The sequence below is a fragment of the Rhodothermales bacterium genome (assembly GCA_039944855.1).
Lineage (GTDB): Bacteria > Bacteroidota > Rhodothermia > Rhodothermales > JANQRZ01 > JBBSMX01.
This window is the reverse complement of the sequence record JBDUXZ010000005.1, coordinates 323,635-343,005: the sequence shown is the minus strand read 5'-3', so window position 1 is coordinate 343,005 and position 19,371 is coordinate 323,635. Positions and strand designations below refer to the sequence as shown.

16 protein-coding genes are annotated in these 19,371 nt (G+C 70.2%); 8 read left to right on the top strand and 8 right to left on the bottom strand.

Annotation, left to right across the window (positions count from 1 at the left end):
• Positions 1-11: 11 nt before the first annotated feature.
• The 6 genes from ABJF88_04000 to ABJF88_03975 all read left to right on the top strand — a co-directional run bounded on the left by ABJF88_04000 (position 12) and on the right by ABJF88_03975 (position 6,377).
• Positions 12-902, top strand: a complete 891-nt coding sequence (locus tag ABJF88_04000; protein MEP0546071.1) for a vWA domain-containing protein — start codon at positions 12-14, stop codon at positions 900-902.
• Between the two features lie 29 nt (positions 903-931).
• Complete coding sequence (locus tag ABJF88_03995) at positions 932-1,645, top strand: protein phosphatase 2C domain-containing protein (protein MEP0546070.1); 714 nt, start codon at positions 932-934, stop codon at positions 1,643-1,645.
• Between the two features lie 14 nt (positions 1,646-1,659).
• Positions 1,660-3,501: a hypothetical protein gene (locus ABJF88_03990; GenBank protein ID MEP0546069.1), complete on the top strand. Its 1,842-nt coding sequence runs from the start codon at positions 1,660-1,662 to the stop codon at positions 3,499-3,501.
• Between the two features lie 104 nt (positions 3,502-3,605).
• Entirely contained in the window at positions 3,606-4,448 is an 843-nt protein-coding gene (locus tag ABJF88_03985) for a serine hydrolase (protein ID MEP0546068.1), read from the top strand.
• Positions 4,441-5,064: a hypothetical protein gene (locus tag ABJF88_03980; GenBank protein ID MEP0546067.1), complete on the top strand. Its 624-nt coding sequence runs from the start codon at positions 4,441-4,443 to the stop codon at positions 5,062-5,064. The genes ABJF88_03985 and ABJF88_03980 overlap by 8 nt, the downstream gene beginning before the upstream one ends.
• A 44-nt stretch (positions 5,065-5,108) precedes the next feature.
• Positions 5,109-6,377, top strand: coding sequence for a hypothetical protein (locus ABJF88_03975; GenBank protein MEP0546066.1), 1,269 nt, complete (start codon positions 5,109-5,111; stop codon positions 6,375-6,377).
• 3 nt (positions 6,378-6,380) lie between these two features.
• Here ABJF88_03975 and ABJF88_03970 read toward each other — a convergent pair whose 3' ends face one another.
• From ABJF88_03970 to ABJF88_03945, 6 genes are all read right to left on the bottom strand, one after another.
• Complete coding sequence (locus ABJF88_03970; GenBank protein ID MEP0546065.1) at positions 6,381-7,118, bottom strand: formylglycine-generating enzyme family protein; 738 nt, start codon at positions 7,116-7,118, stop codon at positions 6,381-6,383.
• Positions 7,119-7,328: 210 nt separating this feature from the next.
• Complete coding sequence (locus ABJF88_03965) at positions 7,329-9,029, bottom strand: Mur ligase family protein (GenBank protein MEP0546064.1); 1,701 nt, start codon at positions 9,027-9,029, stop codon at positions 7,329-7,331.
• Between the two features lie 25 nt (positions 9,030-9,054).
• Positions 9,055-11,862 (bottom strand): cyanophycin synthetase, encoded by a 2,808-nt coding sequence (gene cphA, locus ABJF88_03960; GenBank protein MEP0546063.1) that lies wholly within the window; start codon positions 11,860-11,862, stop codon positions 9,055-9,057.
• 147 nt (positions 11,863-12,009) lie between these two features.
• Positions 12,010-12,831: a cyanophycinase gene (locus tag ABJF88_03955; GenBank protein ID MEP0546062.1), complete on the bottom strand. Its 822-nt coding sequence runs from the start codon at positions 12,829-12,831 to the stop codon at positions 12,010-12,012.
• Between the two features lie 45 nt (positions 12,832-12,876).
• The gene (gene iadA / locus ABJF88_03950) at positions 12,877-14,031 is read right to left on the bottom strand and encodes a beta-aspartyl-peptidase (GenBank protein ID MEP0546061.1); all 1,155 of its coding nucleotides are present in this window, start codon (positions 14,029-14,031) and stop codon (positions 12,877-12,879) included.
• Complete coding sequence (locus tag ABJF88_03945) at positions 14,006-15,229, bottom strand: glycosyltransferase family 4 protein (protein MEP0546060.1); 1,224 nt, start codon at positions 15,227-15,229, stop codon at positions 14,006-14,008. The genes iadA and ABJF88_03945 overlap by 26 nt, the downstream gene beginning before the upstream one ends.
• Before the next feature lie 714 nt (positions 15,230-15,943).
• Here ABJF88_03945 and ggt point away from each other — a divergent pair.
• Both ggt and ABJF88_03935 read left to right on the top strand, forming a co-directional pair.
• Positions 15,944-17,725, top strand: a complete 1,782-nt coding sequence (gene ggt, locus ABJF88_03940) for a gamma-glutamyltransferase (protein ID MEP0546059.1) — start codon at positions 15,944-15,946, stop codon at positions 17,723-17,725.
• 156 nt (positions 17,726-17,881) lie between these two features.
• Positions 17,882-18,589 (top strand): HAD family hydrolase, encoded by a 708-nt coding sequence (locus tag ABJF88_03935; GenBank protein MEP0546058.1) that lies wholly within the window; start codon positions 17,882-17,884, stop codon positions 18,587-18,589.
• Between the two features lie 233 nt (positions 18,590-18,822).
• Here ABJF88_03935 and ABJF88_03930 read toward each other — a convergent pair whose 3' ends face one another.
• Both ABJF88_03930 and ABJF88_03925 read right to left on the bottom strand, forming a co-directional pair.
• Complete coding sequence (locus ABJF88_03930; protein MEP0546057.1) at positions 18,823-19,041, bottom strand: DUF5615 family PIN-like protein; 219 nt, start codon at positions 19,039-19,041, stop codon at positions 18,823-18,825.
• A complete protein-coding gene (locus tag ABJF88_03925) occupies positions 19,038-19,250 on the bottom strand; it encodes a DUF433 domain-containing protein (protein ID MEP0546056.1) in 213 nt (70 codons plus the stop codon). The genes ABJF88_03930 and ABJF88_03925 overlap by 4 nt, the downstream gene beginning before the upstream one ends.
• Between the last annotated feature and the right edge of the window lie 121 nt (positions 19,251-19,371).

The following is a 19,371-nucleotide window of genomic DNA, read 5'->3' as shown; positions in this document are numbered from 1 at the left end:
TCCTGTCCGCCATGCCCTACTCCGCCGAGATCAGCCGCACGTCGCCGGCCGCCGTCCTCTTTCTGCTCGACCAGTCGGCCTCGATGCGGGACCCGTTCGGCGGGGCCGAGGAGCTAGGCGACGCCGCGCCGAGCAAGGCCCGCGTCCTCGCCGACACGGTCAACCGGCTGATCCAGAACCTCATCCTCCGCTGCGCGAAGGAGGACGGCGTCCGCGACTACTTCTCCGTCGGCGTCGTCGGCTACGGCGAGCGCGTGCAGCCCCTCGTCCGGCTCACCGACGAGATGCTGGAGGAGGAGGGCGAGGTCGCCGTCGCGCCCGGCGTCGCCGAGCTCGTCCCGGTCTCGGCCCTCGCCGAGCGCCCGCTCCGGCTCGAAGAGCGGCTCAAGCGCGTGCCCGACGGGAGTGGCGGCGTCACCGAGCAGCGCGCCCGCGTGCCGGTCTGGTTCGATCCCGAAGCCCGCAACGGCACGCCGATGTGCCAGGCGCTCGACTACGCGACGCAACTCGTCCGCCGGTGGGTGAACCTCCACCCGCGCTCGTTCCCGCCCATCGTCATTAATGTGACCGACGGCGAAGCGACCGACGGCGACCCGCTCCGCTTTGCCCAAACCCTCCGCGAGTACGGCACCGACGACGGCGAGACGCTGCTGCTCAACGTCCACCTCTCGTCCTCGACGGAGCCCGCCGTCGAACTGCCGGGCACGATCGAGGGGCTGCCGGACGAGCACGCGCGGCAGCTTTTTCAGATGTCGAGTACGCTCCCGTTCTCGATGCGCGCCGCCGCCGAGGCCGAGGGCTACGCCGTCGGGCTCGACACGCGCGGGTTCATCTTCAACGCCGACCCCGTCGCGCTCATCCGCTTCCTCGAAATCGGCACGCGCCCGAGCACGCTGCGCTGAGCCGATCCTTCCCGCCTTTCCCCGCCCCCATGCTCGCTTTCCTCTCCGACGCCCGCACCCACTCGCTGCCGAAGCACGGCCACACGGCGGAGGAGTACGAGGACGCCACGGCCCCGCCTTCCCGAGCCCCGGACGGGACCGTGCGCGCCGCGCTCGCCGACGGCGCGACGGAGTCTGCGTTCGCCGGGGCGTGGGCGCGGACGCTCGTCGAGGAGTTCATCGGCGCGGACACGTCGGTGCCCGAGACGTTCGCCGAATCGATCCACCGGACGCGCCGCGTCTTCGGCGGGCGCATCGCCGAGCACGCGACGGCGCTGCCGTGGTACGCCGCCGCAAAAGCGGAGGAGGGGGCGTTCGCCGCGTTCCTCGGCCTCGTCCTCTATCCCAACGGTGCATGGCGAGCCGTCGCCGTCGGCGACTGCTGCCTCTTCCACCTCCGCGACGGGGAGCGCCTGCTGACGTGGCCCCTCGACGATCCCGACGACTTCGGCAACCGGCCTGACCTCCTCGGCAGCCGCCTCGACGTGGCGCAGCCGGCCGCCGAAACGACCTCGGCCCAGTGGTCGCCCGGCGATCGCGTCCTCCTCGCCTCCGACGCCCTCGCCGCGTACCTCCTCGCGCACGACCCCGCCGCCGCGTCCGGCCTCGACACGGCGGAGTTCGAAGCGTTCGTCGCCGCTGCTCGCGCCGACGGGATGCGCAACGACGACGTGACGCTCGTCGACCTCGTCTTCCGCCCGTAGCCGCCGCCCGACCCGTGAGCAGGGACCCACACTCGGGGAGCGCGTTCCCCACGCCGAGCGACTACCAGGAGGCGCTCCAGTTTCCGGCGACGGCGTTCGCTGACCCCGTCCTCGCGGCCGGGACGCCCCGCACGAACGCGCTCGGCTTGCCGCAGCCGATTACGGGCGCGTTCGCCGCCGTCTTTCCGATGGAGACCGAAGCCGGCCGCTTCGCCGTGCGCTGCTTCCTCACGCACGTTGCGGACCAGCAGGCGAGGTACCGCGCCGTCGCCCGCCATCTCGCCGAGGCCGACGTGCCCGGCACCGTCACGTTCGACTACCAGCCGGAGGGCGTCCGCGTCGCGGGCCAACCGTATCCGATCCTGAAGATGGCGTGGGCGGATGGGGAGGGGCTCGCCGCCTTCACCGAGCGCCACCTCGGCGATAGCGAGACACTCCGCGCCCTCGCCGCTGCGTGGCGCGCGCTCCTCGCCGACACCGAAGCCGCCGGCATCGCCCACGGCGATCTCCAGCACGGCAACGTCCTCGTCCGCACTGACGATGGGGCGATGCGGCTCACGCTCGTAGACTACGACACCCTCTTCGTCCCTTCCCTCGCGGGGCGGACGAGCGCCGAGGTCGGCCACCGCAACTACCAGCACCCCGACCGCACCGAGACCGACTTCGACGCGGGACTCGACCACTTCGCCGGGCTCGTCGTGTATACCGCGCTGCGGGCGCTCGACGCGCAGCCGGACCTGTGGCCGCGCTTCAGCACGGGCGAGAACATGTTGTTCCAGGCCGGCGATTTCTACGACCCGGCCGCGTCGCCGCTCTTCGCCGCGCTGCGCGAGATCGACGGCATCGGCCCGCTCGTGGAGGCGCTGGAGCGGGCGTGCTACCTCGAACCCGGCGCGGTGCCGTCGCTGGAGGAGGTGCTGGGGGGGGCGACGCTGCCGGAGCGGAGCGGCCCGAAGCGGCGACGGGCGAACGGCGAGCGACCCGCACGCCGCAGCCGGTTCGAGGCGTCGTTTCTGCCGACCGTAATAGCCGTCGCCATCCTGTTGATTGCAGTCGCGGCGGTGGGGAGGGGATGGGCAACGCTAGTGTTGGCCGTTATTGCAATGGGGGTGCTAGGGTGGCAGGTGTACCGCGGCTACCGCCGGCAGTCGCCCGTGCGGCGGCAGCGGCGGATGGCGCGCGAGGCAGCCGTGCTGGGGCAGTGGATCGCCGACCTCGAGGATACCCGGCGCGAACTCGACCGCGAGCGCCGCGACTTCCTCGCCGGGCTCGACACGTTTCGCGCCGACCGACTGGCCGAGCTCCGCGACGCCGTGCTCGACCGGCACCTCCGCCACCACTTCATCGGCGAGCTCGACGAGGTCGAGGGGGTGGGGCACCGGGCCGTCGTCCGGCTCAAAGCCGTCGGCATCCGCACGGCGTTCCACGCGACAGCGGATCGCGTGGCGGAGGCGAAGGGGCTCACATCCGAGACTCGCAGGCTCGTCGCCGCGTGGCGGGCAGCGCTCGTGGCGGAGGTCGCCGACGCCGTGCCCGAATCGCTGTCGCCGGCCGAGGAACAGCGGCTGAACCGGCAGGTCGAGCGCCGCCTCGCGAGCCTCGACGCTGAGGCGGCCCGCGTCGCCGCGAAGGCCGAGGTGCAGCGGGGCGAACTCGCGCACGTCCACGAACAGCAGCGCGCGACGCCGCGCCTCACGCCGGGGCGCTACGTCCTCTTCCTGCTTCGCCTCCGCCCGCTGCCCCGTGCACAGTCGGTCGCTTCGTCCGCACCCATCCTCCAACGCCCGCAGCAGCCCGCGCCCGTAGCGCCGCCCGCACCCGAACGGCCCGAGGCAGTGTGGTGGGAGGAGGTCTAACCCGTGGCCGTCTCCGTCTAAACTGCACGGACCCCGCGGATGGATCGGTCGTTAGAGGGACCGCTTCGACGAACGGCCCCTCCTCTCCCTGCCCCTCGCTCCCCATGCTCCAGACTCAGATCGCGCAGATCGGCCGTGAGGCCGGGGCCGAGACGATTGCCGTGGCGCTCCACGACTACGACGGCGAGACGGCGTGGAGCCTGCGCGGCGACCGCCCCTTCCACGCCGCGAGCACGATGAAAGTGGCGGTCCTCTTCGCCCTCTTCGATGCGTTCGAGCGGGGCACGTTGCCCGCTTCCGCCGTGCTCCACGTCCGCAACCGCTTCCTCAGCGCTGCGGATGGCGCGCCGTACCGCGTCGCCACCGACCGCGACGCGAACGCGGATGTGCACGCGGCGATTGGTCGTCTGATGCCGGTGCGCGAGCTCGCCCGCCACATGATCACGACCTCGTCTAACCTCGCGACGAATCTGCTCGTGGACCTCATTGGTGTCGAGCCGATACGAACGGCGCTGGCAGAACACGGGGTCGAAGGGATCGACGTGGTGCGCGGGGTAGAGGACGAGACGGCGTGGGAGGCTGGGCTCAACAACACGGTCACGGCGAACGGGCTCGTTGCGCTCTTCCGGGCGATCCACGAGGCAACGATCTCCGACGACGCGACGGAAGGGATGAAGGAGATCCTCTTCGCGCAGCAGTTCACGAGCGGCATTCCCAACGGTCTGCCCGATGACGCGAAGGTCGCCCACAAGACAGGCGAGATTTCGACGGTCACGCACGACGCCGGCCTCGTCTTCCTCCCTGACCGTGCCCCGTACGCTCTCGCGATCCTGACCGAGTGGGACCCCGAGACCGCGCCATCCGCCGACGCCCGCCGCGCGACACTCGCCGACATCTCGCGCGCCGTCTACGACTACGTCACCGCCGAGGAGGTGCCCCATGACTGACGTGCAACACCTCGGTCTCAAGCTCGTCGACGGCCTCGACCTTAGCGAACCGCTGCGCGCCGTGCTCCGGCCGGACGAGGTACTCGTCGACGCACAGGGCCGCACCCGCCGTCTGCCGCGTTTTTTCTACGAAGTCGGCTCGCGCGAGAAGGCGCACGAACTCGAACTCGCGCCGGGCTTCCACCTCATCGAGTTGATCCGGACGGACGTGCGCGAGGCGGCCGTGCTGCACGGGTACCCGCGCTACGTGCCGTGCGCGATCACGGGCCTCGCCGCCCACCTCGCCGTCTTTCGCGAGCACGTCGGGACATACGTCCACATCGCGGCGAATGGCGGATACCGTTCGCCCGCGCACGCCCTCACCGACGGCGCCTCGCCTCACTGCTGGGGCACGGCCGCCAACATCTTCCGCGTCGGCGACGACCGGCTCGACACGCAGGACACGATCGAGCGCTATGCCGACCGCGCGCGCGAGGCGCTGCCCGCCGTCTGGGTCCGCCCGCACGGCTACGCCCCCGGCTTCGCCGACGACCACCTCCACCTCGACCTCGGCTACACCGTCACCGTCCCGCGCGAAGCGCCGGGCCTCGACGCGGCCGAGCAGGACCATTCGTAGGGGCGCAGCGCGCTGCGCACGGCAAGGATAGACCACTTCGAACGATGGCAGCAGGGGATAAGAAATCAGACCTCCACCGCTACGGCGTGAAGGGGCAGGCCCCCGGCGCCGCCCGGCTCCAACTCGCCGCGATTGGGATGGAGGCCGAGTTCACGCTCGTCGTGGACGGCCGCGAGGTCAAGCCCGAGGACCTCTTCGGTGACCCGCGCGCGTTCCTCAACGGGCCGCTGATGCACCGCGTCGGCACGTCGTACAGCCTGCCGACGGGCGGCGCGGTGTATTTCGACACGGGCGTGATCGAGGTGGCGACGCCGGTGATCGAGATCGAGCCGGGGTGCGCGGCGCGGGCGGGCCGCTCGCTCTGGGAGTCGATCCACACCGTCCGCCGCGCGCTCGACGACTGGGAGCGGCGAACGGGGCGCGACGCCCGCCTCGTCGGGTTCTCGGCCCACTACAACATCTCGTTCGAGCTCCCGCCCGAAGAACAGGGGACCGAGCGGACCGTCGAGCAGCTCGCGCTCCTGCTGAGCTACGTCCTGCCCGTCCCCGTGATGCTGCTTGCCGCCAACAAGCGCTCGACGGGCATCGGCGTCCGCCCGCGCGGCGACCGCATCGAGATCACGGCCGACTTCACGCCGTCGGCGGCGCTTACGATCGCAGCGGGCACGCTCATCACGGGCATCGTGCGCGCCGTGATGCAGTGGCCGCATTTCCGGCTCGACGCGCTTGCCGAGCACGGACTCCCGGTGATCGAAGGATTCAGCCCGATGCCACACACGTCGCGCAAAGGCTGGCTCGCACGGAAGGACCGGTTCCCCCGCAACCCCTTCATCGTCCACCCCGACGAGCCGGTGTGGCGGGTCGAGCGCCCGTATTTCACCGCCCGTGCGCTGGAGCCGACGCCGCTGTCGCTCCGCGAGATCGCGCACGCGGTCGGCCGTCACTTCTCCGATCCGATCGAGGCGATCTCGAACCCGTTCACGTTCCGGCTCATCCGGCGTGTGCTCCACGGCGAGGCTCCGGCGCTGCTCGAATTGCCCGACCGGCCGCCGGAGTACGACGACGTCGGCCGCCTCTGCCTGTGGGACGACCTCTTCCCCGAGCGCGTGCTGCGGCGTTCGCGCTACGAGCAGGTGCTGATTCGAGCCATCGCCGGCATCCCGCTCCGCATCGACGGACGGACGTACACCCCCGTCGGGCTCCACGGCTGGTCCGAAGTCGTCTTCCGCCGCGCCGACGGCTCGCGCCACGCCTTCACGATCGACTACCTCCTCGGCCACCTCGGCGCGTGGAAGCGTCGGCGCTCGGCGTAGCGTCTAGCGGGCGCAGCGAAAGCCGAACGAGTCGGAGCGGATGTCGCGCAGCGTGCTGGCGCGGGCGAACGTGCGAACCTGCTCGGCGGGCGTGCGGAAGCTGCCGCCGCGCACCATCCAGAGGTCCTGCGCTGGGGCGTCGAGGTCGTACCACACCGGCTCGGCGCCGGGCTCGGGGTACGACTGGTAGAACGCGCCGATCCACTCGAAGGCGTTCCCGCTGAGGTCGTAGAGCCCAAGTGGGTTCGGCTGGCGCAGCGCGGCGGCCGTCGTCAGCAGGGCCTCGTCGTCGGCGAACCGGGCGTAGCGGGGGAGCGTGTCGGTGTCGTCGGTGCCGGCCCAGCGTTGGTCGGCAGGGCCGCCGCGCGCGGCCCACTCCCACTCAGGCTCCGTCGGTAGCCGGGCGTCGATCCACGCGCAAAACGCGGCGGCCTCATCCCACGTCATCTGCACGACGGCACGCGCCCCGCGTCCGTAGTCACCGCTGTCGGGCCGGGCGATGCCCGTCGCATCCGCGAAGCGATCGAATTCGGCGAAGGTGACTTCGCGCGCCATCAACGCGAACGGCGCCACCGTGACGGGGTGGGTGGGCCGGGCGTACGTGTCGTCGGCTTCATTTGGCGCGCCCATCGCAAATGCGCCTCCGGGGACCGGGACGAACGGCGGGTCGGGCCTGGCGGGGCCGGAGCGGAGGAGGGCGCAGCCGGGCAGGAAGACGGCGAGCAGCAGCAAGTAGCGCATACGGACGGCAATGAGCGACGGGGACGTCGTTCGGAGACCACGGAGCGGGGCGAAGGTTGCTCTCGGCTTCAGAGTCCCAAACGAACCCCCATATGTCATTGCGAGCGACTGAAAGAAGCGCGGCAATCTCCTTCCGTTTGATATAATCGGGAGATTGCCGCGTCGCTGCGCTCCTCGCAATGACAAGGTGGAGGGTGTTACTAGGGTGTCTTAGCCCGCGTGTGCCTGCGCCTCGTGGAGCAACGCGAAGACCTCGTTCCGATGGCTGAGGACGAACAGCAGCAGCAGGTCGCCGGGCGCCATCCAATCGAGCGCGAGCCGCACGCCCTCGACCGGGTCGGCGACATGCGTGATGTGCTCCTCGGTCGCGCCGTGGCGATGGAGTTCGTCGTCTATCAGCGCCGGGATCTCGCCGGGCGCGCGGCCCCGCAGGTAGGTGGGGATCTCGGCGATGATGATGTGGTCGGGAGCGACGCCCCACGCGGCGCGGGCGAAGCGCTGGATCTCGCGGTCGGTGCGGTCGCCGGGCTGCGAGAGGAGGACGAGGCGGCGCTCGGCAGGGAGCGCGCGGGCGGCCTCGGCGACGGCCGCTGCGCCATGCTGGTTGTGAGCGAAGTCGACGAGGATGCGCGCGCCGCCGATCGAGAAGACGTTGCCCCGGCCGGGGTTGTCGTGGGCGTCGCTGCGGAACGAGCGGAGCCCCGTGCGAACCGCATCGGCTGACAGGTCGAGCGCGAACGCGAGGGCGACGGCGGCGAGGGCGTTCGAGACGTTGTACCGCGCCGCGCCGCCAAGCGTGAGCGGCACGTCGGAGACGGGGAGGAGGGCTGTGCGTTCGCCGTCCGAGGCGTAGACGATCTCGCCGCCGTCCACGAAGCAGACCGTTCCGCCTGCGCGACGGTGTGCGGCGAGCGTCGGGTCGTCGGCGTCGAGGCTGAACCAGCAGAGGGCGCCGCCGTAGCTCGCGGCCCAGCGGACGAGGCCGGCGTCGTCGGCGTTGAGGAGGAGGAGGCCGTCGCGCTCGACAGCGCGGCGCACGATCAGCTTGGCCTCGATGAGCCCGTCGAGCGACGTGATGCCGTAGTCGCCGAGGTGGTCCTCGGCCACGTTCGTCACGACGGCGGCCGTCGCCCGGTCGAGCGCGAGCCCGCGCCGCAAGAGCCCGCCCCGCGCCGTTTCGAGCACGGCGACCTCGACCCTCGGGTCGCGCAAGACGGCTCGTGCGCCGCCCGGCCCCGACCAATCGCCACGCTCCACGACTTCGTCGCCGACGCGGACGAAGTCCGTCGAGCACTGCCCCGCCGTGCGCCCCGCCGCGTTCGCGATTGCCGCGACGAGCCGGACCGTCGTCGACTTCCCGTTGGTGCCGGTGACGAGGCCCACGGGGACATCGTGGAGAGCGCCCCAGTCTACTGCGCTCGGGTGGGGGAGGGCATCGGCGGGCCACGTCCTGCTGCCCGTGCCCATCCCTACCGTCACGAACTCGTCGTCGGGGAGGAAGGCGAGGCCCCGTTCCGCCGCCGCGCTGCGGAGGGCGAGGAGGCCCGGGGCTCGCTCGGCGGCGATGGCCGCGCGCAGCGTCTCGACCGTCGCCGCGTCGTCCGGCGCGTCGGCATCAGTTAACGCTGCGGCTGCCGCTTGCCACGCAGCTTCGTTGACTTCCGTCGCGGCGTAGAGCGCGTCGTAGGGCGCTGTAAATCCGAGGTGCGCGCCGCCCTCGAACGGCTTGCTGAACGTCTCGCTGTCCGCCCACCCGAGCGCGTCGAGGAGTCGCCTCGCATGACGCTCCCATACGGATACGACGCGGTCGATGGGCACGTCTTCGACCGCCGCTTGCAACACGGCGCCGGGGCGGTCGGAGAAGAGGTTCGGCCCGGTGAGGCGGCGGCTGTCGTCGAAGGAGAGCGTCATCGTTTAGCGTGTCGGCGGGGGGAGATCAGTCCGCTTCCTCATCTTTCGCCAGACGGACGCCGCGCTCGTCGCGGACGAACTGCTGCCCCTCGCCGAGCGTGAACGAGGCCGACTCGCCCTCCCCGTCGCCGTGCGCTGAGCTTGCTGCAGGGGCGGGCGCGCCGTTCTGCCGGCCGTTCGGGTTGAATTGGATGATCTGCTTCCACGACCGCGCGATGTTGTCGCCGAAAACGAGCACGAGGTCGCCGGGCTGCGCGAGGCCGAGCGCATGGTCGATCGCGGCCTGCTCGTCGATCACGATCTCGGCGTGGTCGGCGGCGATGCCGTGCGCGAGGAGCGTGTCGCGGAGGAGCGTCGGGACTTCGTCGGGGCCGCGCCCGCGTGGGGAGTCGTCGCGCTTGCAGACGAAGTGGTCGAAGTGCGGCGCGGCGATGCGGGCGATCTCGGTGATGTCCTCGTCGCGGCGGTCGCCAGGGGCGGCGAGGACGCAGACGCGGCGGCCGGCCGTCTCCATCCGGTCGGCCGTGTGGCACATCGCGCGGACGGCGGCGGGGTTGTGGGCGTAGTCGAGGATGACTTTGAACGGGTGCTCGTCGAAGACGTTGAGGCGCCCGGGCGCTTCATAATAGCTCGTCGAGAACGTGCGGAGGCCGTGGCGGATCTGGTCGAGCGACTGGCCCATCGCGTGCGCCATCGCGGCGGCGAAGAGCGCGTTCTGCACGTTGTGGATGGCCTTGCCCTCGAGCGTCGCCGGGATGAGGTGGGTCCAGAGGAGGGGGAGGTGGGCGCCCTTCTCGAAGAGTGTGATCATGTCGCCGTTGATGCCCTTTTCGAGCACGGCGGCGTGGCCGCCCGAGCGGATGTGCTCGCGGACGAGCGCATGGTTGGGGTCGAGCGTTACGTAGCAGAGGTGCTCGGCCTCGGTGTGGTTCGCCATGTCGAGGCAGCGCGGGTCGTCGGCGTTGAGCACGGCGCAGTCGGTGGCGACCTCGACGACGATCCGCTTCACCTCAGCGAGCTGGTCGAGCGTGTCGATCCCCTTGATCCCGAGGTGATCGGCGGCGACGTTGAGCACGGCGCCGACGTTGCAGCGCGAGAAGCCGAGCCCGCTGCGGAGGAGCCCGCCGCGCGCCGTCTCCAGCACGGCCGTGTCGATCGTCGGGTCGCGGAGGACCATCCGCGCGCTCGTCGGCCCCGTCATGTCGCCCTTCACCGTGAGCGTGCCGTCGATGTAGACGCCGTCGGAGGTCGTCATCCCGACGGCGGCGCCGCCGGACTTGAGGATGTGGGCGAGCATCCGCGTCGTCGTCGTCTTCCCGTTCGTGCCGGTGATGGCGGCGATCGGGACGCGGCTCGGCGTGCCGGGGGGGAAGAGCATGTCCATCACCGGGCCGGCCACGTCGCGCGGCGTCCCCTCGCTCGGGGCGACGTGCATCCGAAAACCCGGCGCCGCGTTGACCTCGACGATCGCCCCGCCGACCTCGCGCCACGAGCGCGTGACGTCGTCGGAGAGGAAGTCCACGCCGCCGACGTCGAGCCCGACGGCCTGCACGGCGCGGACGGCCATGTCGCGGTTGTCGGGGTGGCAGGCGTCGGTGAGGTCAATCGAGGTGCCGCCCGTCGAGAGGTTCGCCGTCGAGCGGAGGAAGAAGGTCTCGCCCTCGGGCAGCACCGTCTCCTTCGTGTAGTCAGCCTTCTCGAGGAGCCGTTCGGCCTGCTCGTCGAACTGCAACTTGGTGAGCACCTTCTCGTGGCCGACGCCGCGCCGCGGGTCGGCGTTGACGATCTCGACGAGTTCGGCGATCGTGTGCTCGCCGTCTCCGACGACGTGGCCCGGCACGCGCTTCGCTACGGCGACGAGCTGGCCGTTGACGACGAGCATCCGGTGGTCGAACCCGGTGACGAAGCTCTCGACGAGCACGCTGCTGCCGCGGCCTTCCTCGCTCGCCACGCCGAACGCCGTGCGGATCTGGTCCTCGGTCGTGAGGTTGATCGAGACGCCGCGCCCGTGGTTCGCATTCAGCGGCTTGAGCACGACGGGGCCGCCGATGCGCCGCGCCGCGCGCAGGGCCTCGCGCTCCGAATAAACCAACTCCTGCTTCGGGACGGGCAGGCCGAGGTCGGAGAGGATGTTCCGCGTGTCCTCCTTGTCCGAGGCTACCTCGACGGCGATGTGCCGCGTCTCACTCGTGACGGTGGCCTGGATACGCTTCTGGTATTTGCCGTAGCCGAGCTGGACGAGACTGTAGCGGTTGAGCCGGATCCACGGGATGTCCCGCGCCTTCGCCGCGTCGACGAGCGACTGCGTGCTCGGGCCGAACTCGCGCCGCTGCGCGTAGCGGATGAAGTCGTCGCGCTCCGTGTCCCAGTCGAAGTCATGGTCGGCCGCGCCGTCGATCTGCTGCTTGAGGTCGTCGGGCAGGAGGTGGAGCAGGAGCTCGCGCCCGAGCCGCGCGGCTTCGAGCCCGACGTCCTTCTGCTTGTACTCGAACACCATCCAGTACTCGCCGTCGGTCCCCGTCGAGCGCGTCTTCCCGAACGTCACGTCGCTCCCGGCGATGTGCTGGAGTTCGATGACGACGTGTTCGAGCACGTGGCCTATCCACGTCCCCTCGTCCTCAGTCATCCGGCGGATGAACCCGCCGGGCTCACCGTACGAGCACCCGTGCTCCTGCAGACCAGGCAGTCGCTCGACGAGGGCGTCGACGAAGTCCCGCCCGAGCCGCATCGTCGGCCATTCCTCCAGCACGCCGAGGTCGATCACCTGCCGGATGACGGGGAAGTTGGCGTAGACGTTGGGGCCGACGTAGACGTTCGTAGAGCGGACGTTCATGGGTGTCAGTGGACAGTGGTCAGTAGACGGTGGACGGCCCCGCGCCGGGCATCCGTAGGGGCAATCCTCCGTGGCCGCCCGGATCGGGACGTCACGGCATCGCCCCGAGCACCTGTAGAGACGCAGCATGCTGCGTCTGGAATATGGCTACGAACCCGCCGTGGCCGTGCGCGAAGCGGCGTCGTAGCGGTCGCCGTGGGTCAAAATATGCAAGTTCAACCCGATAAGCGTGACGGCTTCGCCCCGGCTCGCCGTCCCCATCGACGAGTACGCGAGGTTGCTCGGGTCCACGACGGTGACGGCCCCGCTGCCGACGACCTCGAACACGCCGTCGGGGCCGATGAACGCCGCCGTGTCTTCGTCGAGGCCGATGCCAGTCATGAACGGGTTGTACGCGAGCGCGGCGAGGAGGCGGCCGAGCCGGTCGCGCTGCCGGAAGTGCTGGTCGATGACGAAGGCGTTCGTGAGGCCGAGGCCGGGCGCGAGCGTGACCTTGTCGGGCGTCGGCGTGGCCCCGGCGAAGCCGCCCGCGATCATGTGCTCGGAAATGATCGCCGCGCCGGCGGACGTGCCCGCGACGTGGACGCCGGCGGCGTTGCGGCGGCGGACGGCCTGAGCAATCGGCGTGCCCCCGAGGATCGTCGAGAGACGGAGCTGGTTGCCGCCGGTAATGAAGATCCCCGTCGCCTCTTCGGTCTCGTCGACGTACTCCTGCCGCGCGGCGTCGGCCCGTTGCTCGATCCGCACCGAGACGGCGGAGCCCGCGCCGAGTCGCTCGAAGAGGTCGACGTAGACCGGGCCCGTGTCGTCGAGCTCGGACGCCGTCGGGAGCACGACGATCCGGGCCTCGTCCCCGCCGCAGAGGTGGACGAAGCGTTCGAGGATGGCAGGCTTGCGCCGCTTCTTTTCGGCACCGCCGATGGGGATGACGTACCCCCGGCGAGCGCCGTCCGGTCCGTGTGCGGGCATAGGGTTGAGTCGGGTGGAGTGGAGAGGTTCCGAAGCCGCCGGTGGTTATTCGAACGTGCCGCGGACGACCTGCTCGCCGTCGCGGACGTGCCACGTGCCACACGCCATCACGCCGTGAACCTTCGCGTCGGGGTCGAGCACGACGAGGTCGGCGTCGAGCCCGGCGGCGATGCGGCCCTTCGATGACAGCCGGAGGAGGGTGGCGACGTTCGACGTGAAAGCCGGGAGCACAGCTTCGAGCGGCCGACCGGCACGGAGGAGCTCACGGAGCGCGTCCATCAGCTCGCTTGCGCGGCCGACGCCCATCGAAGTCACGCGGCCGTCCGCGTCAAACTTCGGGAGGCAGCCTCCGCCGTCGGAGGAGACGGTGATCTTGCCGGGCGGCAGGCCGAGGTCGAGGTAGCGGCGAACGGCCTCGCCCGCGCTCCACTCGTCGTCGCTCTCTTTCGGGAATGCCGTGACATCGATCGTGCAGCCCCGCTTCGTAAGCTCGCACGCCTCGGTGAAGAGCGCCTTCCGGCGGTTGACATGTGTCGGGTTGAAGACGCGGGCGGGGATCTCCGTCTCGTCGAGGCAGCGGCGAATGAGGTCGAGCCCGCGCGGCCCGTCGCCGAGGTGGAAGTGGACGATGCCGGCCTTGCCCGTCATCAGCCCGGCCACGTGCGCCTCGCTCGCGAGCCGGGCGATCTCCTCCAACGTCGGCTGGCTGGAGCGGTGGTCCGAGATCGCGACTTCGCCGACGCCGATCACGCAGTCGATGTGTACGATGTCGCTCTTGACGGAGCCGGTGAGCGTCGCGGGCGGGAGGTGGTAGCCGCCGGTGTGGCAGAAGGCCGAGAGTCCCTCGGCGCGGAGGGCGCGCACGCGCGTGACGAGCTCCGAGGTCGTCCGCGTGAGGTCGTCGGTGCCGAGCACGCCGACGGCGGTCGTAACGCCGGCGGAGGTAAAGGCGGAGAGCGCGACAGGTGGGACCTTCGTCTGCGGCCCGGCCTCACCGCCGCCGCCGGTGAGGTGGGCGTGGCCGTCGATGAAACCGGGGAGCAGCCGCCAGCCGCCGAGGTCGGTCACGCGCACGTCGGGCCCGCTGACTTCCGGACGCTCTTCGCCGACGTAGAGGATCGTGCCGCCGCCGACGAGCAGGTGCCGCCGGCCGAGGGGTGCGGGGGCGTAGACGTCAGCGTTGAGGAGCAGGTCGAGCATGGGAAGCAGATGGGCGAGGAGGAGAGAGGGGTTCGATCAGCACGGCCTCGAAGCGGTCGGCAATCGTCTCGATGTGGAAGTGAGCCTCGGCGTACGCGCGGGCGTTTGCGCCGAGGCGGGCGCGGCGAGAGGCGTCGATGGCGAGGGCCTCGGCGGCGGTGAGAAAGGCGTCGGCGTCCGTCGGCGGGGCGACGAGGCCGGCGTCATGCTCGGCTACGATCCGCGCGGCGAGGTTCTCGGGTGGCACGGCGAGGAGGAGCGGGCGACCTGCGCAAAGATAGGTTAGCACCTTCGACGGGACGGAGAACACCCCGGCGTCCGGTTCGAGCACGGCCACGAGCACGTCCGCCGCGCCGAGCACGTCGGGCAGGTCGTCGAACGGTTGGAAGGGGAGGAGTCGGAGGTTGGGCACCGTCGCCTGCCGCTCGCGCAGCCACTCGCTCCCCGCGCCCTGCGAGATCACGACGACCTCGGCCTCGGGGAAGCGCTCGGCGAGGCCGAGGAGCAGCGCGGGGTTGTGCTTCATCCCGAGCGTGCCGGAGTACACGAAGCGGAGTCCGTCGGGAAGCTGTTGTGCCTGCGCCCACCCGTTGTCACGCGGCTGCGGTGGGACTTCATCGAGCGGGGCCCAGTTGGGGATGACGTGCGCGTCAGCGTGGGCGCGGATGGCGGGGACGGCGTCGCGGAAGTCGTCGGTGATGAGCACGAGCGCATCGCTCCGCTCTAGCAGCGACCGCTCCATCCGGGCGTAGTGCGCGCCCACGATGGCCCCGGCGACGGGGATCTTCGCCCGCAACAGTCGTTCGGCAGCGAGCCCGATCAAGTCTTGCACCCAGAAGACGAATCGGGCGTTCACCTCGCGCGATACTTTAAGTAACGACTGCTGCGCGTCGAGCGGCGTGTTCGCCGAAAGGACGACGTCGGGCAGGAAGTCGCGCAGCGTCGCAGCGGCGAGTCGGCCGTAGGCCCGCTCCTGCCGCCAGCGCTTGACGAAGGCCTGCTTGTCGATGGATTCGGGCAGCGCGAGGCCGCGGATTTCGAACCCGTCGGGGTCGTCCGGGGCGACGGCCATCGCCTGCGGCGTCGTGGGGAGCGAGGCGCAGTAGGCGTGGAGGACGGTGTGCCCGCGCCGCGCAAGGGCGCGGCTGAGCTGGACCTGGAACGGGTGACCGGCGAAGTCGTGGACGAGGATGCGCATGGAGCCTTCGGTGGGGAGGCCGAAGATACCAGCGCTGCCGGGAGCCGAGCGAGGCAGACGGCGTGAACACGTGAGCGCTCAGCGACGTCGGGACCTTAGTACACGACAAAATCTCGATCTCGTCATCCCGAGCGGAGTCGAGGAACCCCGAAGGGACACGTCCCAAAGGGCTCGGCGAAGCCCATCTCCCACCGCGCAAATTGGCTCGACGTGGGAGATCTCTCCGCTCGCTCCGACACACGTGTCTTCGCTCGGTCGAGATGACGATTCCTTGTTTTGTCGTGTACCTAGCGTCGGGACATAAAAAGGCGCGGCCGATCTCCACGTCGGCCGCGCCATCCGGGGCAGCAAGAACCCTCGGTGTCGGTCAGGGGGCCGACTGGAACACCATCAACACGGCGAGCCCGACGAGTCCGGCGCCGACATAAATGGTGACGATGAATCGATTGTAGGAAAGCATCGCGGGAGGGAGTGTGGTGGCAGGGCGCGTCGCCGGGAGCGCCGGGCGACGGGGTACAGCCGATTCTCAACAAGGATCTTGCCGTGAGATCGAAGGTGAGACGCCATGACGGCCGCGCCGCGTTCATGCTGCATTTCGGACGATTCCGCGTGACACCGGCCCGGTCCGATTGTCTATCGTCCGCATTGCCGCCGGGCGCGTGCGCCGGTAGTTTCGCATCGTCCCTTCCAAAATCTCACCGCCGCCCGTCCGTGATGACTCGCCGCCTGTTCCTCCTGCTCCTGCCCGTCCTGCTGGCCGGGTGCTTTCTGTTCGACTCGCAGGTCGGCGTGCAGCCGGTCGAGCGCGACGCACGCATCGTCGCGGACACGACCGACGGACTATCGGCGCGGTACGGCATGGTCGTCTCCGGGCATCCCGAGGCGTCGCGGGTGGGGATGGAAGTGTTGCGGAACGGAGGCAACGCCGTCGACGCGGCCGTGGCCACGGCGTTCGCGCTCGCCGTCACGCTCCCGAAGGCGGGGAACGTCGGCGGCGGCGGGTTCATGGTGCTCCGCTTCGCCGACGGCACGGCGACGACGCTCGACTTCCGCGAGACCGCGCCCGCCGCCGCCACGCGCGACATGTTCCTCGACGAAGAGGGCGAAGCAGTGCGGAGCCGGAGCCGGACGGGCCACCTCGCCTCGGGCGTGCCCGGCAGCGTCGCCGGGCTCCTCCATGCGCTCGACGCCTACGGCACGAAGTCCCGCGCGGACCTCCTCGACCCGGCGATCCGCCTCGCCGCCGAGGGCTTCCGCCTCACCGAGAAGCAGGCCGGCCACTTCAACCGCTACCGCTCCGACTTCCTCGCCTTCCCGAGCACGGTCCGCTACTTCGTCAAAGCCGACAGCAGCTACTTCGTCCCGAGCGAGACGTTCGTGCAGGCCGACCTCGCCGACGTGCTCCGCCGCATCCGCGACGAGGGGCGCGACGGGTTCTACCGAGGCCGCACCGCCGACCTCATCGTGGCCGAGATGCAGCGCGGCGGCGGGATCATCACGCACGCCGACCTCGAAGCGTACGAGCCGGTCGAGCGCGCGCCCGTGCGTGGGACGTACCGAGACTACCGCGTGATTTCGATGCCACCGCCGTCGTCGGGCGGCGTCGCGCTCATCCAGCTTCTCAACGCCGTCGAGCCCGTCGACCTCGGCGCGCTCGGCTTCCACACCGCCGCGTCGATGCACCGGATGGCCGAGGCCGAGCGCCGCGTCTACGCCGACCGCGCCGTGTGGCTCGGCGACCCGGACTTCGTGACGGTCCCCGTCGAAGGGTTGCTTTCGAAAGCGTACATGCGGAGCCGGATGGCCGATTTCAACCCGAAGCGCGCGACGCCGAGCGAGCGCGTCACCGAGGGTACGCCGCCCGGCGCACCGGCACCCGAGTCGACAGAGACGACGCACTTCTCCGTCGTCGACGCGGCGGGCAACGCCGTCAGCCTGACGACGACGATCAACGACTGGTTCGGCTCGAAGGTGGTCGTGGACGGCGCGGGCTTCTTCCTCAACGACGAGATGGACGACTTCACGGCGAAGCCCGGCGTGTCGAACCTCTGGGGCAGCGTGACGGCCGAGACGAACGCCATCGCGCCCGGCAAGCGGATGCTCTCGTCGATGACGCCGACGATCGTCGAGGACCCCGACGGCGACCTCTTCCTCGTCGTCGGCTCGCCCGGCGGCACGCGGATCATCACGACGGTCTTCCAGACCATCACCGGGCTTATCGACTTCGACCTCACGCTCCCCGAGGCCGTGGCGGCCTCGCGCTTCCACCACCAGTGGCGGCCCGACGTGCTCAGCTACGAGACCGACGTGACGGCGCCCGACGGCGCGCCCGGCAGCGGATTCCGCCCGGCCGCGCTCGACAGCCTCGAAGCGCTCGGGTGGACGCTCGATCCCTTCGGCAACACCGGCGCCGTCTCGGCCATCCACGTCCAGCCCGACGGCAACCTCCTCGGCGCGTTCGACCGGCGGCGTGACGTGACGCCCGCCGGGTATTAGAGTGCCGAATCGGCATCGTCTGCGTTCTGCACGGTAAGCGCGCTGCACACAGCGAGAGGATGGAGGGAGTGGGAGGGATGGAGGGGCCTCGGTATGTGCCCGCCTCCGCCCTGTCCACGCCCACACTCCCGCACCCCCAAACTCCCACACTCAACTATGCCCCTCGATCCCACCCGCGTCCGTGCGATCTGCTTCGACGTGGACGGCACGCTCTCCGATACCGACGATCAGCTCGTCGGGCGGATCGCCGAGTTCCTCGACCGGCTCCCGCTCATGAGCGGGAAGTCGGCGAAGCGGCTCGCGCGGCGGCTCGTGATGGATGCCGAGTCGCCCGTGAACACGGTCTACGGCCTCGCCGACCGCCTCGGCATCGACGACGAACTCGCGCAGGCCCGCAACTACCTCGACCGGCTCAAGACGACGGAGCCCGCGCCGACCGAGCACCTCGTCGTGCCCGGCATCGACGCGATGATTCGGACGCTCGCTGCGCACTACCCGATGTGCGCGATCTCGACGGGCGGCGCCGAGCGTGTGGAGGACTTCTTCGTCCACTTCGGCATCCGCGAGCCGTTCACCGCGCTCATCACCGCGCAGACGACCGAGCGGATGAAGCCCTACCCGGACCCGGTTCTGTACGCGGCCGAGCGGATGGGCGTGGCGCCCGAAGCGTGCGTGATGATCGGCGACACCGTCGTGGACATCCTCGCCGGGAAGGCGGCCGGGGCGCAGACCATCGGCGTGCTCTGCGGGTTCGGGACCGAGGACGAGCTCCGCCGCGACGGCGCCGACCGCATCGTGGACGTGACGACGGACGTAGTCGGCCTCCTCCTCACCGCCGAGGGCGTACCGCACTCGGTGACCTGATGCGTCTCGGCCGGCAGAACAGATGACCGCTTACCCACGCTGAGTAAGGCGACTGTAGAAGGCAGTTAACGTGGGCGGTGCGCATCAAGAGGGCCAGGCGGGGATGCCCGGTGCTGATGTGTCGCGGCGGGTTAGACGGCCACGCGGAGCACGAGGCCCGGCTTCACCCTGGAAAGCGCCGCGTTGATCGACGGCGCCAACGGCAGGAGGTCGTCGATGTCATTGCTCGCGGCCTAGAGAACGAGCAAGCAGAGGTCGATCCCGCTCAGGTTCTGCTGGTACTCTATCCCCCGGTCCATCGTGAGGAGCACGTCGAACTCGGAGGCGGCCAATTGGAGCAGTCGCCCGTTCTTGATTCCGCCCCACCCGCGCTCCGGGACCGTCAGCACCTCGGCGTCCAGCGCCCACTTCAGCTTCCGCGGGAGGTTTTCGTCGAGGAGAACGCGGATCACGCTTCAGCCACCAGCTCCTGCTCAGCCAACACGAGCAACGCCTCGGCTTGCTTCCGACTCACCGTCGGGAAGTCGTCGCGGAAGTCCTCGATCCGCTTCCCCTTGCGGAGGTAGACGAGGAGGGTGTCGATGGGAACGCGCGTGCCTGTGAAAACGGGCGTCCCCCCGAGGATCTCGGGGTCGGAGTGGTAGACGTCGGCTCGTTTCATCGCAATTCGAATCGGTCGTGTCTGCCTTCGAACGCTCGGGCGCCGGTTCGGATTCGCCCGGTGGGCGTGGTCGTCTAACATTATGCTGCCCCAAGGCTCAGCGTGCGCTCGTTGAACCCTT

Excerpts from the sequence above, each read along its gene's own strand:
- ABJF88_04000 (MEP0546071.1), top strand. The coding sequence starts at position 12 with ATGCCCTACTCCGCCGAGATCAGCCGCACGTCGCCGGCCGCCGTCCTC.
- ABJF88_03995 (MEP0546070.1), top strand. The coding sequence starts at position 932 with ATGCTCGCTTTCCTCTCCGACGCCCGCACCCACTCGCTGCCGAAGCAC.
- ABJF88_03985 (MEP0546068.1), top strand. The coding sequence starts at position 3,606 with ATGCTCCAGACTCAGATCGCGCAGATCGGCCGTGAGGCCGGGGCCGAG.
- ABJF88_03980 (MEP0546067.1), top strand. The coding sequence starts at position 4,441 with ATGACTGACGTGCAACACCTCGGTCTCAAGCTCGTCGACGGCCTCGAC.
- ABJF88_03975 (MEP0546066.1), top strand. The coding sequence starts at position 5,109 with ATGGCAGCAGGGGATAAGAAATCAGACCTCCACCGCTACGGCGTGAAG.
- ABJF88_03970 (MEP0546065.1), bottom strand. The coding sequence starts at position 7,118 with ATGCGCTACTTGCTGCTGCTCGCCGTCTTCCTGCCCGGCTGCGCCCTC.
- ABJF88_03965 (MEP0546064.1), bottom strand. The coding sequence starts at position 9,029 with ATGACGCTCTCCTTCGACGACAGCCGCCGCCTCACCGGGCCGAACCTC.
- cphA (MEP0546063.1), bottom strand. The coding sequence starts at position 11,862 with ATGAACGTCCGCTCTACGAACGTCTACGTCGGCCCCAACGTCTACGCC.
- ABJF88_03955 (MEP0546062.1), bottom strand. The coding sequence starts at position 12,831 with ATGCCCGCACACGGACCGGACGGCGCTCGCCGGGGGTACGTCATCCCC.
- iadA (MEP0546061.1), bottom strand. The coding sequence starts at position 14,031 with ATGCTCGACCTGCTCCTCAACGCTGACGTCTACGCCCCCGCACCCCTC.
- ABJF88_03945 (MEP0546060.1), bottom strand. The coding sequence starts at position 15,229 with ATGCGCATCCTCGTCCACGACTTCGCCGGTCACCCGTTCCAGGTCCAG.
- ggt (MEP0546059.1), top strand. The coding sequence starts at position 15,944 with ATGACTCGCCGCCTGTTCCTCCTGCTCCTGCCCGTCCTGCTGGCCGGG.
- ABJF88_03935 (MEP0546058.1), top strand. The coding sequence starts at position 17,882 with ATGCCCCTCGATCCCACCCGCGTCCGTGCGATCTGCTTCGACGTGGAC.
- ABJF88_03925 (MEP0546056.1), bottom strand. The coding sequence starts at position 19,250 with ATGAAACGAGCCGACGTCTACCACTCCGACCCCGAGATCCTCGGGGGG.